Source organism: Micromonospora sp. NPDC005237, from assembly GCF_040607775.1.
In the GTDB taxonomy this organism is placed as follows: Bacteria; Actinomycetota; Actinomycetes; order Mycobacteriales; family Micromonosporaceae; genus Micromonospora.
The window spans coordinates 134,836-147,793 of record NZ_JBEXHJ010000006.1 but is presented as its reverse complement, the minus strand read 5'-3'; the positions used below and the strand labels follow the sequence as shown (position 1 = coordinate 147,793).

Sequence of the window (12,958 nt, the reverse complement as noted above, 5' to 3'; positions counted from 1 at the left end):
GCTGACTGCCGTTTCGGCGGACGGCACGACGACCGCGACCAGCACATTCGTGGCCCACGCGCGCCCAGGCACAACCTGACGCGCGCCGGACCCGTGCGCGCAAACGGAGTTGCCCGCCCAGACCTAGGAGACGGCATGCGTCGCCCCACAATGATCATAGGAATGATCGTCGGCCTGTTACTGGCCCTCGGCCTGGCCCCGCCGGCGTCGGCCGCCCCGGCCTTCCGCGCCCTGTTGTTCACCAAGACCGTCGGCTACCGGCACGACTCGATCCCGGCCGGAATCTCCATGTTCCAGCAGCAGGCGGCCGCGAACAACTTCGAGCTGGTGGCGACCGAGGACGCGAGTGTCTTCACGCCCGCCAACCTCGCCACCTTCGACGTCATCATCATGTTCCAGACCTCCGGCATGGTCTGGACCTCGGCAGCCCAGCGCCAGGCCGTGGAGGGTTACCTGGCCAGCGGCAAGGGCATCGTGGGCATCCACAACGCCCTGGACATGGGCATCGAGGGTGAGTACCCCTGGTGGGACCAGACCCTCAACGGCGGCGCCCACATGCCCGAGCACTCCCCCGGCGTGCTGGCCGGCACCGCCATCGTCGCCGACAAGCAGCACCCGTCGACGACCGGTCTGCCGGACCGCTGGAACCGCAGCGAGGAGTGGTACAACTTCGACTCCAACCCGCGTGGCAACGTGCACGTCCTGGTGACCGCCGACGAGCGCACGTACAACCCGGGCTCCCGGGCCATGGGCCCGGACCACCCGATCTCGTGGTGTCGCAACGCCGGTGGCGGCCGGGTGTGGGCCACCGCGATGGGCCACGCGATCGAGTCGTACAGCGAGACGAACTTCCGCAACCACGTCCTCGGTGGCGTCAAGTGGGCCGCCGGCAACCAGCCCGGGGACTGCGGCGGCACCGTCTGGAGCAACTTCGAGAAGCGCACCCTGGACGACAACACCGCCGACCCGATGGCGCTGGCGGTGCTGCCCGACGGCCGCGTGCTCTACGTCCAGCGCGGCGGACAGGTCAAGCTCTTCAAGCCGAGCACGAACAGCACCGTCACCGCCGCCACGCTGAGCGTCTACACCGGCGGTGAGGACGGCCTCACCGGCGTCGCGCTGGATCCGGCATTCGCCAGCAACGGGTACGTGTACGTCTACCATTCGCCGGCGAGCAGCACGACCGACGTCAACCGGGTCTCCCGCTACACGCTCACCGGTGACACCCTGAACCTGGCCAGCGAGGCCCGGATCATCGACATCCCGGCGACCCGCGACCGGACCTTCGCCGAGCCCGGCCACACCGGCGGCTACATCGAGTTCGGCCCGGACGGCAACCTCTACATCGGCACCGGCGACGACACCCCGCCCAACCTCGACCCCAACTGGCAGGGCTACGCCCCGCTGGACTGGCGGTCGGGCAAGGCCAACCTGGACGCCGCCCGATCCGCCGGCAACACCAACGACCTGCGCGGCAAGCTGCTGCGCATCCGGCCGTCGGCCAGCGGTGGCTACACCATCCCGACGGGCAACCTCTACCCCCAGGGCACGGCGCAGACCCGACCCGAGGTCTACGCCATGGGCTTCCGCAACCCGTTCCGCTTCTCGATCGACCCGTCCACCGGCTGGGTCTACCTGGCCGACTACGGCCCCGACCGCAACCCTCCGACGACCAACCGGGGCCCCGAGGGGCTCGTCGAGCTCAACGTGATCAAGGCCGCCGGCAACTACGGCTGGCCCTTCTGCCACGGCGACAACCAGCCGTACGCGCCGTTCAACCCGGACACCGGCGTCGTCGGGTCGAAGTTCAACTGCAACGCCCCGGTCAACAACTCGCCCAACAACACCGGCCTGGTCAACCTCAAGCCGATCGTCGCGCCCAACATGTGGTACGGCTATCCCGCCTCGACGACCTTCCCGGAGCTGGGCTCCGGCGGGTCGGCGCCGATGGGTGGGCCGGTCTACCGCTACAACGCGGCGAACCCCTCGGCGACGAAGTTCCCGGCCTACTACGACGGCGTGCACTTCTTCTACGAGTGGTCGCGCAACTACATCAAGGAGACGCACTTCGACTCGTCGACGGCGGTCACCCGGACCAACTCGTTCATGCCCGGCGGCAACTTCAACAAGCCGATGGACATGGAGTTCGGCCCGGACGGCTCGCTGTACCTGCTGGAGTGGGGCTCCAACTTCGGCGGCGGCAACAACGACTCCGGGCTCTACCGCATCGACTACATCCAGGGTGGACGCTCACCGATCGCGAAGGCCGTCGGCACGCCCACCAGCGGTAGCGCCCCGCTGACCGTCCAGTTCAGCAGCGCCGGCACGGCGGACCCGGACGCCGGTAACACCCTCAGCTACCAGTGGACCTTCGGTGACGGCGGCACGTCCACGGCAGCCAACCCGGCACACACCTACACCACCAACGGCAACTACACCGCGCAGCTGAAGGTCACCGACAACACCGGCAAGACCGGCTTCGCCAATGTGCAGATCACCGTCGGCAACACCGCCCCGGTCGTCACCATCACGGTGCCGCCCAACGGCGGCATGCTGAACTTCGGCGACAAGGTCTCGTACACGGTCAGTGTCTCCGACCCCGGCGGCGCGGCCATCGACTGCACCAAGGTGTTCGTCAACCCGGCACTCGGTCACGACGACCACGCGCACGAGACCACCGAGTACCCGGGCTGTTCGGGCACCATCTCCACCGACCTGCTCGGTGGGCACCCCGAGGGCGCGAACCTGTACTACGTGCTCAACGCCCGCTACACCGACAACGGTGGCTCGGGTGGCGCGGCGCCGCTGACCGGCTACGCGCAGGCGATCCTGCAACCCAAGCACAAGCAGGCCGAGTACTTCAGCAGCCAGTCCGGCGTGCGGATCGTCGACCAGGCCGCCGCGGAGAGCGGCAAGCGCGTCGGTGACATCTCCAACAACGACTGGGTGGCGTTCAACCCGATGAGCCTGTCGGGCATCAGCACCGTCAGCTACCGGCTCTCGTCACCGAGCGGTGGGGGTTCCATCGAGCTGCGGGCCGACTCGCCGACCGGCACGCTGCTGGCCACCACGACGGTGCCCAGCACCGGCGGCTGGGACAACTACCAGTCCACGCCGGCGGTGAGCGTCGCGGCCCTGTCCGGGACGCACACGCTCTACATGGTGTTCAAGGGCAGCTCGTCCAACTGGTTCGACCTCGACGCGTTCACCTTCGGTGGCAACGGCGTGGGGGTCCCCGGCACCGACGGCGGAGGGATCGCCGGCCGCACCTGGACCCTCACGGCGCAGCACAGCGGCAAGCTGATGGACGTCAGTGGCAACTCCACCGCCGACGGCGCCCAGGTCGTGCAGTGGGCGGCCACCGGCGGTAACAACCAGAAGTGGCAGGCGGTGGACGCTGGTGGCGGCGCCGTCTACCTCAAGGCGGTGCACAGCGGCAAGTGCCTGGACGTCACCGGCGGGTCCACCGCACAGGGCGCCTTCCTGCAACACAGCACCTGCACCAACGCCAACCAGCAGAAGTTCACCGTGACGGCGACCGGCACCGCCGGGATCTACACGGTCAAGAGCGCGCTGAGCGGGCTCTGCCTGGACGTCAACGGCGCCTCGACGGCCGACGGGGCCCGGCTGCTGCAGTGGGGCTGCCACAGCGCCACCAACCAGCAGTGGCGGTTCAGCGCGGTCTAACGACCGGACGGTAGGTAGCTGCGACAGGGCGCCGGCCACCCGATCCTCGGATCGGGTGGCCGGCGCACCGCGTTCAACTGTGGGTCGTCACCCGCCGAGCAGCCCGGCGTCGCGCAGCGCCGCCCAGAGCTGCTCCGGCACGTCCGCGTCCGACCGGCGCAGGGTCTCGGTCACCTGGGCTGCGTCGCGCAGGCCGACCACGGTCGAGACCACGGCCGGATGCCGGCGGACGAACGCCAACGCCGCCTGCGGCAGGGTGACGCCGTACGCCTGACAGACCGCCGCGATCCGCCGCGCCCGCTCGATCAGCTCCGGCGGCGCCTGCTGATAGTTGTAGACCGCGTCGGCCGGTGGCTGGTCGCGGGCCAGCAGCCCCGAGTTGTAGACCCCGGCGATGACCACGCCGACCCCACGGGCCTGCGCGGCGGGCAGCAGGTCGTCGAGCGCGCCCTGTTCGAGAAGGGTGTACCGGCCGGCGCACATGACCACGTCGATGTCGGTCTCCGCGACGAACCGGGCCAGCATCGCCGACTGGTTCATGCCGGCCCCGATCGCGCCGATGACGCCCTGGTCGCGCAGCTCCACCAGCGCGGGTACCGCCTCGGACGCGGCCTGCTCCCAGTGCTCGTCCGGGTCGTGCAGGTACACCACGTCCACGCGGTCCAGGCCGGTGCGTTCCAGGCTGGCCTCCAACGACCGGCGTACGCCGTCGCGGCTGAAGTCCCAGACCCGCCGCAGGTCGGCCGGCACGTCGAAGCCCTGCGAATCACGCTCCCCCGCGGTCTCCGGCGAGGGTACGAGCAGCCGCCCGACCTTCGTCGAGACCACGTACTCGTCGCGCGGCCGGGACCGCAGCGCGGCGCCCAGCCGCCGTTCGGACAGGCCGAGGCCGTAGTGCGGCGCGGTGTCGAAGTACCGGATGCCGGCGGCCCAGGCGGTGTCGACGGCCGCGGCGAACTCGTCGTCGGACGTCGCCCGGAACAGGTTGCCGCCCTGCGCCGCGCCGAAGCCCAGCGTGGTGAGGCGGATCGCCGGCCGGCGGGGCAGCGCTCGGTCCGTCATGACGCCTCCAGCCGGTACGCGCGGTGGGCGGTCTCCCGCCAGATCGCCGCCTGCTCCTCGTCACCGAGTGGTGCCACCAGGTCGGCGAGCACGGCGACCCACCGGGTGTAGGAGCTGGCGAGCAGGCACACCGGCCAGTCCGAGCCGAACATGAGCCGGGCCGGTCCGAACGCGTCGAGCGCGTGGTCGACGGCGGGCCGCAGGTCGTCGGCCGTCCAGGATGATCCGTCCACCTCGGTCACCAGACCGGAGAGCTTCGCGGTGACGTTCGGTTGGGCGGCGAGCGCCCGCAGGTTGGCCGGCCAGTCGCCGAGGCTCCCCGTGCCGAGCGCCGGTTTGGCGAGGTGGTCCAGGACGAACGACACCTCGGGCAGGTCGCGGACGAGCCGGGTGGCCGCCGGCAGTTGGTGGTCGCGGACCAGCAGATCGTAGGCGAGACCGGCCGCGCCGACCGCCGCGATGCCCCGCCGGACGTCGTGTCGGTCGAGGTACGCCGGGTCGGGTTCGGACTGGACCAGGTGCCGGATGCCGACCAACCGCTCTCCGCCGCGTGCCGTGCGGAGCCGGTCGAGGCGCTCGTCGATGTCGTCGGCGGTGAGGTTGACCCAGCCGACGACCCCGCTGATGAGCGGGTCGTCGGCCGCGATGCCCAGCAGGTGCTCCGTCTCCGTCACGGAGGCGATGGACTGCACGACGACGGTCTCGGTGACGCCCGCGGCCCGCGCCGCCGGGGCGAGATCCGCCGGGGTGAAGTCGTTGTCGATCGCCGCCATCGTGTCCGGGTCGATCCAGGGCTGCGGGTGTCGCGCACGGACCCAGAGGTGGTGGTGCGCGTCGACGATGCCGGGGCGGCCGGCCGGCGAGGTCTGCTGCGTCATCGGCCCAACCACCCGCCGTCGACGGGCAGGACGGTGCCGTGCACGTAGTCCGAGGCCGCGGCGGCCAGGAACACTGTGGCGCCGGCCAGGTCGTCGGCGCGTCCCCACCGGCCGGCCGGGATCCGGCCCACGATCGCGTCGTTGCGCGCGGGGTCGTCGCGGAGCGCCTGGGTGTTGTCGGTGGCGATGTAGCCGGGCGCGATCGCGTTGACGTTCACCCCTCGGCCCGCCCACTCGTTGGACAGGGCTCTGGTCAGCCCGGCGAGGCCGGACTTCGCCGCGGTGTAGCTCGCGACGTTGATGCCGCCCTGGAAGCTCAGCAGCGAGGCGGTAAAAATGATCTTTCCGCGGCCCCGGTCGACCATCCGCCGACCGATCTCCCGGCTCAACACGAACTGGCTGGACAGGTTCACCTGCAACACCCGGTCCCACATCTCGTCGGGGTGCTCGGCGGCCGGCGCCCGGGCGATCGTGCCGCCGTTGTTCACCAGGATGTCCACCGGCGCCACCGCCGCGGCCTCCTCGGCCAACCGGTACACCGCGGCCCGGTCGCCCAGGTCCGTCCGGATGCCGGTGAACCGGCGACCGGCCGCCTCGACCCGTTGCTGCACCGCACTGCCCTCGGACTCCAACTGCGCCGACACCCCGATGATGTCCGCGCCGGCCACCGCCAGGGCCTCCGCCATCGCCAGGCCGATCCCCCGCCGGGCGCCGGTCACCAACGCGGTACGTCCCGTCAGGTCGAACAGGGCGCTCATCGGCCCTCCTCCCGCCAGTCGAGCAGCACCTTCATGACGCCGCCGCCACCCTCCAGAGCCGTGAACGCGTCCGTGACACCGGCCACGGGCAGCACCCGGGAGATCAGCTCCCGGGCCGGGATGACGCCCGCCGCGACCAGCCGGATCGCCTCCACCACGTCCTCGCGCTGGTACAGCCGCGCGCCCAGCAGCTCCAGCTCGCGCCAGAAGAACCGGTGCAGGTTCACCGGACGCGGCTGCGGGTGGATCGCCACCATCACCAGCCGGCCCCGGGTGGTCAGCACATCCACGGCCGTGCCGACCCCGGCGGCGGAACCGGACACCTCGAACGCGACGTCCGCGCCCGCGCCCCCGGTCCGCTCGTTGACGAGCGCCACCACATCGGTCGGCCCCGGATCCACGGCCTCGATCCCGATCCCCGACGCGACCCCGCGCCGGAAGCCGTCCGGTTCGACGAGCAGGACCTGGGCCCCACGCGCCCGGGCGACGGCCGCGATGAGGACGCCCACCGGACCGCCGCCGACGACGACCACGTGCTCTCCGGACGCCACCTTCGCCCGTCCGACGTCGTGCACCGCCACCGCGACCGGCTCGACGAGCGCCGCGTGGTCCAGCGGCAGATCGTCGGGGAGTGGAAGCACCAACTCGGCCGGCACCGTCCACGACGACTGCATCGCGCCGGGCGAGTCGATGCCGAGGAAGTCCATCGCGTGGCAGATGTGCGAATTGCCGCGGCGGCACGCCGCACACTGCCCGCAGGCACGGGTCGGCATCACGGTGACGGGCTGCCCGACGGTCAGCCCGGTGACGCCGTCGCCCAGCGCGGCGACCCGGCCCGACATCTCGTGTCCAAGCACCGCCGACGCGCCCACCCGGGCGTCCATGTCGCCGTGGAAGATGTGCAGGTCCGTGCCGCAGATCCCGGTGTACGCCACCGCGATCCGCACCTGGCCGGGGCCCGGCGGTTCTGGGGCACGGTCTTCGATCCCGAGATCACGCGCACCCCGGTAGACAACTGCTTTCACTGCTGCTCCGTCTCCACGTCGTTGGTTCGTACGGGTGCGTATGCCAGGGGCGGCCAGATCCGCATCCGTCGTGTCGGCGCCATCGACACGGTAATCATCCGACCAATCCTGGTCCAGTGGTCGCTTGCGGGCGGGCCGGCTCAGTGCCGCAGGGGTGCCACGTCGTTCTGGGACCCGACGGCATCGGCGAGCAGGGCCTCGACCGGGACCGGCCCGACGGTGGGCATCTGCTCGGCCACCGACAACAGGCGCTTGCCGGCCCGCTCCGGTCGGACGTTCGGGCTGCCGGCGGCCGGGCTACCGGTCCGCTGTCCGGCCGCCGCGATCGCCGCCTCGTCGACCCGGATGCCCAGGCCCGGTGTGTCGCCGAGAATGAAGGCGCCGTCCTCGACGTGCAGGTCGAGGCCGATGCCCGCCGGCGGCCGCAGATCCTGTAGTTCGCTGACCAGGTGGTTCGGCACCGAGGTAGCGGCGTGCAGCAGCCCGACCGGGATGTTGCCGATGGGGCTGACCGGCAGGTCATGGGCATGCGCCAGGGCCGCCACCCGCAGGAAGTGGGTGACACCCCAGACGGCGGCCATCTGGACGATGTCGACCGCGCCCGCCCCGATCAGCGGGCGGTACTGCTCCAGCCCGGTGAGGTTCTCGCCGGTGGCGATCGACGCTCGGACGCCCCGGCCGACGGCGGCCAGACCCTCGGCGTCCCAGCGGCGGACCGGCTCCTCGATCCAGATCAGATCGAGGGTGCGTTCCAGCTCGGCCACGTGCCGGACGGCCTGCTTGCGCGACCACGCCTCGTTGACGTCGAGCATCAGACCGGGCCGCCGGCCGTGGCCCGCCTCGGTCAGCACCTCCCGCACCAGCGCGAGCCGGTGCCGGTCCCGCTCGATGTCGAGGCCGCCCTTGAGCTTCGCGGCACGCAGGCCGTACTCCGCGTAGACCTCGTACTCCGCGACCAGCTCGTCGTCGGTCAGACCGATGTCGAGGCCGGACGCGTAGGCCGGGACGCGTCGGTCCCGCCCGCCGAGCAGCCGCCAGAGCGGCTCACCGGCGAGCTGCGCCTTGATGTCCCACAGGGCCGTGTCCAGTGCGCCGATCGTCCCGAACACCAGCCCGCCGTGACCGGCCTTGAAGGTGTGCCGGAGCATCCGGTCGTACAGGCTGGTCACCGCGCGGGGATCTTCCCCCTCGATGGCCGGGAAGATCTTGTCGATCTCCACGTGCGGGCCCAGGCCGACGCCGCTGATCCCCCCGTCGGTCTCGACGATGGTGATCGGCACCGTCGTGACGCCGTCGGGGAACACGCCGTTGGCGTCGCCGACGGGCCGGCCCCACTCCTGGACCGTCGTCAGGGTTCGATACCCGGTGATGCGCATGTCAGCCTTTCGTGGAACCAGCGGAGACGCCGTCGGCGATCTGGCGCTGAAGGAACAGGTAGACCGCCAGGACGGGGATCGCGGCGATGAGCACCCCGGAGGCGAACGTCGGAATGTCCTCGGAGTACTGCCCCCGCAGCGAGGTCACCCCGACCATGAGGGTGCGGTGGTCGGCCGACGGCATCAGCAGCAGCGAGATGAGCACGTCGTTCCAGCAGAACAGCGTGTTGAGGATGCCGACCGAGAGCAGCGCCGGAGCGCCCAGCGGCAGCATGATCCGCCGGTAGACGCCGTACACGGTGTTGCCGTCGATCCGGGCCGCGTCGACGATCTCCGCCGGGATGGTCTTGTAGTAGCTGGTCATCAGGAAGACCGTGAAGGGCAGGAACTGCGCGACGTACGCGAGGATCAGCCCCGGGTACGTGTCGACGAGACCGCTGTCCGCCATGACCCGGGCCAGCGGCACCATGATCACCTGGAAGGGGATGAAGAGCGCCGCGAGGCAGCCGATGAACAGCGCCGTCGAGCCCCGGAAGCGCAGTTGGCTCAGCGCGAAGCCGGCCATCGACCCGAACAGCAGCAGCAGGAACACCGAGCAGGCCACCACGAGGACCGAGTTGGCGGCGTAGCGGCCCATGCCGACGCTGGTCCAAGCGGTGGTGATGTTCTCGAAGCGCAGCGCGTCCGCCAGGGAGAACCGGTCGAGAATGTACTCCCGGCGGGTCTTCATGGCGACGTTCGCGGTGAACAGCAGCGGGTAGATCGTCGCGAGCGCGAGGAGCCCCATCGGGATCACGAGCAACCATCTGCCCAGTCGGACGCGGGACATCAGTCTTCCCTCCCCGCTCGTCGGAGCAGCTTGAGTTGCACCAGCCCGACGACGAGCATGATGACGAAGAGGACGGTGGACGCGGCCGACGCGAGCGCCGGCCGGTTCATCTGCCCCTGCTGGATCCAGATGTAGTACTCCGGCAGGTACGTCGAGCCCTCCGGGCCGCCACTGGTCATGACGTAGAGCAGGCCGAACATGGACGTCAGCATCCCGATCATCGTGGTCACGAAGACGAACTGGATGGTGCGGGAGAGGCTGGGGATGATCACGTGCCAGATGACCTGGGCCAGTGACGCGCCGTCCACCCGCGCGGCGTCCAGCAGCGCGGAGTCCAGGGTCGCGAAGCCCGCGAGGAACACGACCAGGGCCATGCCGAAGGTCGCCCACACGTGTACGCCGACGACCGCGAACATGGCGACGTCCGGATCACCGAGCCAGTCCACCGGCCCGATGCCCACCGAGGACAGGACAACGTTGACAGGACCGTCAAACGAGAGCAGCAGGTTGAAGATCGCGCCGACGATGACCGGAGACAGCACGGCCGGGAAGAAGTAGACGCTGCGGTAGAACCGGTGCCCCGGCACGCGCAGGTAGATGAACGTGGCGAGCAGGCCCGGGATGGCCACCGCCACCGGCAGGAGCAGCACCAGCAGCCCCACGTTGCGCAGCGCCTGTTGGAACAGCGGATCGTGGAGCAGGTCGACGTAGTTGTCGAAGCCGACCATCGCCCCGTCGCGGTCGCCGTCGCCGGTGAAGGAGAAGTTGACGCCGAGTAGCAGCGGCCACAGCCGCAGCAGCACGAGGATCAGGACGGCCGGGGCGACCAGCACGAAGGGCGCGAGCAGCTCGGCGCGACGGCCGCTGGCGGCGCGCCGGGAAACGGCGCGGCCACGAGACGGCGATGGTACGGGTGGCAACCCGTCGGTCCGCCCGGCCGAGGCCGAACGGACCGACGAGAGCGACTTACCGATCGACACGAGATCAGCCCGCCGTGTCCACGGCGGCCATCTGCTTCACGACCTCGTCGACACTGATCGACCCGCTGAGCAGCTGCTGGGAGAGCCTGCCCATCAGGTCGAGCGCCTTCGAGGAGAGCGCCACGTGCGGCGCCGGCTTGCCGGTCTTGAGCGCGCCGACGATCGTGGTGACGGCCGGCCCAGCCTGCGACACGTCGATGGTCGTGTCGGCCGTGATCGCGCCGGCGTTGGCGTAGAACGCCTTCAGGGCGTCGGTGGAGGTCAGCGAGCGCACCAGGTCGGCGGCCACCTTCGGGTCCTTGGTCCACTTCGCGACCGCGTAACCGATACCGCCGTCGTACGGCAGGCTCGGGGTGGCACCACTGGTCACGGTCGGGGCCATCATGACGCCGAGCTTCTCCGGCGTGATGAACTCGTTGAAGTCCTTCCAGTGCCCGATGTCCGACATCAGACCGATGATGTGGGCGGCCTTACCGGACTGGAAGACGGCGAAGGCGTCGTTGAACATCGCGGTGGAGTTGGCTCCGTCGTTGTTCAGCTTCGCGGTGCCGGTCTCCTTCCACAGCTCGAAGATCCGCTTCACGTTCGGCGAGTTCCAGTCGCGCTTGCCGGCGATCCAGTTGTCGTACTCCTGCGGGGTGAGGACGCCCGACGCCAGGGCCGACAGGAAGAACTGGATGCCGATGCCCTCCTTGTTGCCGACGGCGAAGCACTTGGCGCCGGTGGCCTTGGTGATGGTGGCGCAGTTGGCGATGAACTCCTGCCACGTCGTGGCCGGCTTCGCCGGGTCGAGGCCGGCACGCTCGTAGAGCGCCTTGTTGTAGTAGATCGGGTGGCCCTGCAGGGTCACCGGAGCGGCGTAGGTCTTGCCGTCCTTGGCGAACGCCTCCCAGCCGGCCAGCCGCTGCCGGTCCTCGCTCACGTACTCGTCGAGCGGCTGGAGCGAGTCCACCCGGTCGCGGATCTGACCGCCACCGTTGAACAGGATGACGTCCGGCCCCTTGCCCGACTGGATGGCCGCGCCCAGCAGCGTGTAGTACTGATCGAACGGCTGGGCCACGAACTCGACCTTGACGTCCTTGTGCTTCTTGGCGAAGTCGGCCTTGGCCTTCTCCACGTACTGCGCGGAGCTGGCCTCGCCGGACTTCCAGTCCCAGACGACCAACTTCTTGTCCGAGCCTCCGGACGATGAACCCGAACCTGTCGCGCTTCCACAGCCAGTCAGGGCCAGCCCTGCAACGAGGACCGCGGACCACACTGCTCGTTGCTTCATCGTTGCTCACCTTCATATGGGGAGTGGCCGAGGGACCGGCCGTCGATGCAAGATTGACGAGAACGTAACTCGTATGACGTCTGACGTCAACGGTTGCCCGTACACTGGGGGCGGACTCGTGGGCCCGCTCCCGCGGCTACGCGGAGGTGAACGTGACGACATCGAACCAGTCGACCGTCAACGGCGGGGCGGCACCGACCTGGGCCCGTCGCCCGGCCAACCTGGCTCAGGCGATCACCGCCGAGCTGGTGACCCGGATCGTCCAGGGAGTTCACCCCTCGGGAACACCGCTGCCCCCCGAGCCGGTGCTCTGCGAGACCTTCTCGGTGAGCCGGACGGTCATCCGGGAAGCGGTGAAGATCCTGCAGGAGAAGGGGCTCGTGCAGGTCCGCCAGGGCAGCGGAACGCTGGTCACCCCGCCCTCGGCGTGGGACATGCTCGACGAACTCGTCCTCGCGGCGACCATCGCCGAGGACGACACCCTGGCGATCCTCGACGACCTGGTGGTCACCCGGCGGGTGCTGGAGTCCGACATGGCCAACGTGGCCGCGCGGCTCGCCGACGAGGAGACCGTCGACCGGCTGCGGGCCCTGGTGGACCGGATGGACGAGCTGGTGGACGACCACGTCACCTACCAGGAGCACGACCGCGCCTTCCACGACACGGTCATGCAGGCGTCGGGCAACCGCATCGCCCGGGGCGTCGTCCGGTCCCTGGAGAGCCAGGTCGTCAACACCGCGCGCTACATGGGCCAGCCGGAGCGGGCCATGTGCGTGGCGTCGAACCAGGGGCACCGGCGCATCTACGAGCGCATCGCCGCCCACGACCCCGACGGCGCCGCACAGGCGATGTTCACGCACATCACCGAGGCGTGGCTCGTCCGGCGCAGCGGGCCGGGTAGCCCGACGCGGCTGCAGCGCTGACGACCCGGCGCAGCAGCACTGACGACCCGGTCGCCGGACGTTGGCGACCCCGGTCCAACCCGCCCGCGACGGCGGCGCGGAAATCCAGATGCATCCATCGCTTGAGAATGTTAGCGATAACAGACTACCCTCGGGCCGCAGAGGCGAAGGGCACGCTTCACCGCTCC

10 protein-coding genes are annotated in these 12,958 nt (G+C 70.1%); 2 read left to right on the top strand and 8 right to left on the bottom strand.

The window, feature by feature from the left end:
• The first annotated feature begins 135 nt into the window (after window positions 1–135).
• Window positions 136–3,687 (top strand): ThuA domain-containing protein, encoded by a 3,552-nt coding sequence (locus ABZT87_RS17885; RefSeq protein ID WP_355067483.1) that lies wholly within the window; start codon window positions 136–138, stop codon window positions 3,685–3,687.
• Between the two features lie 87 nt (window positions 3,688–3,774).
• Here the strand turns inward: ABZT87_RS17885 and ABZT87_RS17880 are convergent, their stop codons facing one another.
• The 8 genes from ABZT87_RS17880 to ABZT87_RS17845 all read right to left on the bottom strand — a co-directional run bounded on the left by ABZT87_RS17880 (window position 3,775) and on the right by ABZT87_RS17845 (window position 11,868).
• Complete coding sequence (locus tag ABZT87_RS17880; RefSeq protein ID WP_354859905.1) at window positions 3,775–4,749, bottom strand: aldo/keto reductase; 975 nt, start codon at window positions 4,747–4,749, stop codon at window positions 3,775–3,777.
• Entirely contained in the window at window positions 4,746–5,627 is an 882-nt protein-coding gene (locus ABZT87_RS17875) for an amidohydrolase family protein (RefSeq protein ID WP_355068738.1), read from the bottom strand. The genes ABZT87_RS17880 and ABZT87_RS17875 overlap by 4 nt, the downstream gene beginning before the upstream one ends.
• Window positions 5,624–6,385, bottom strand: coding sequence for an SDR family NAD(P)-dependent oxidoreductase (locus ABZT87_RS17870; RefSeq protein WP_355068740.1), 762 nt, complete (start codon window positions 6,383–6,385; stop codon window positions 5,624–5,626). The genes ABZT87_RS17875 and ABZT87_RS17870 overlap by 4 nt, the downstream gene beginning before the upstream one ends.
• Window positions 6,382–7,410, bottom strand: coding sequence for an alcohol dehydrogenase catalytic domain-containing protein (locus tag ABZT87_RS17865; RefSeq protein ID WP_354859899.1), 1,029 nt, complete (start codon window positions 7,408–7,410; stop codon window positions 6,382–6,384). The genes ABZT87_RS17870 and ABZT87_RS17865 overlap by 4 nt, the downstream gene beginning before the upstream one ends.
• A gap of 140 nt (window positions 7,411–7,550) precedes the next feature.
• Window positions 7,551–8,786 (bottom strand): mandelate racemase/muconate lactonizing enzyme family protein, encoded by a 1,236-nt coding sequence (locus ABZT87_RS17860; protein WP_355136682.1) that lies wholly within the window; start codon window positions 8,784–8,786, stop codon window positions 7,551–7,553.
• Between the two features lies 1 nt (window position 8,787).
• Window positions 8,788–9,615, bottom strand: coding sequence for a carbohydrate ABC transporter permease (locus ABZT87_RS17855; protein WP_355136680.1), 828 nt, complete (start codon window positions 9,613–9,615; stop codon window positions 8,788–8,790).
• Window positions 9,615–10,595, bottom strand: a complete 981-nt coding sequence (locus ABZT87_RS17850) for a sugar ABC transporter permease (RefSeq protein WP_355136678.1) — start codon at window positions 10,593–10,595, stop codon at window positions 9,615–9,617. The genes ABZT87_RS17855 and ABZT87_RS17850 overlap by 1 nt, the downstream gene beginning before the upstream one ends.
• A 4-nt stretch (window positions 10,596–10,599) precedes the next feature.
• On the bottom strand, window positions 10,600–11,868 hold the full coding sequence (locus tag ABZT87_RS17845; RefSeq protein ID WP_355136676.1) for an extracellular solute-binding protein: 1,269 nt from the start codon (window positions 11,866–11,868) through the stop codon (window positions 10,600–10,602).
• Between the two features lie 152 nt (window positions 11,869–12,020).
• On the opposite strand from ABZT87_RS17845, the gene ABZT87_RS17840 reads away from it, so the two are divergent.
• The gene (locus ABZT87_RS17840) at window positions 12,021–12,791 is read left to right on the top strand and encodes a FadR/GntR family transcriptional regulator (RefSeq protein ID WP_354859888.1); all 771 of its coding nucleotides are present in this window, start codon (window positions 12,021–12,023) and stop codon (window positions 12,789–12,791) included.
• The last annotated feature ends 167 nt before the right edge of the window (window positions 12,792–12,958 follow it).

What these genes read in the sequence shown, in the direction of transcription:
- ABZT87_RS17880 (WP_354859905.1), bottom strand. Translation starts at nt 4,749, where the DNA reads ATGACGGACCGAGCGCTGCCCCGCCGGCCGGCGATCCGCCTCACCACG.
- ABZT87_RS17885 (WP_355067483.1), top strand. Translation starts at nt 136, where the DNA reads ATGCGTCGCCCCACAATGATCATAGGAATGATCGTCGGCCTGTTACTG.
- ABZT87_RS17860 (WP_355136682.1), bottom strand. Translation starts at nt 8,786, where the DNA reads ATGCGCATCACCGGGTATCGAACCCTGACGACGGTCCAGGAGTGGGGC.
- ABZT87_RS17875 (WP_355068738.1), bottom strand. Translation starts at nt 5,627, where the DNA reads ATGACGCAGCAGACCTCGCCGGCCGGCCGCCCCGGCATCGTCGACGCG.
- ABZT87_RS17845 (WP_355136676.1), bottom strand. Translation starts at nt 11,868, where the DNA reads ATGAAGCAACGAGCAGTGTGGTCCGCGGTCCTCGTTGCAGGGCTGGCC.
- ABZT87_RS17855 (WP_355136680.1), bottom strand. Translation starts at nt 9,615, where the DNA reads ATGTCCCGCGTCCGACTGGGCAGATGGTTGCTCGTGATCCCGATGGGG.
- ABZT87_RS17870 (WP_355068740.1), bottom strand. Translation starts at nt 6,385, where the DNA reads ATGAGCGCCCTGTTCGACCTGACGGGACGTACCGCGTTGGTGACCGGC.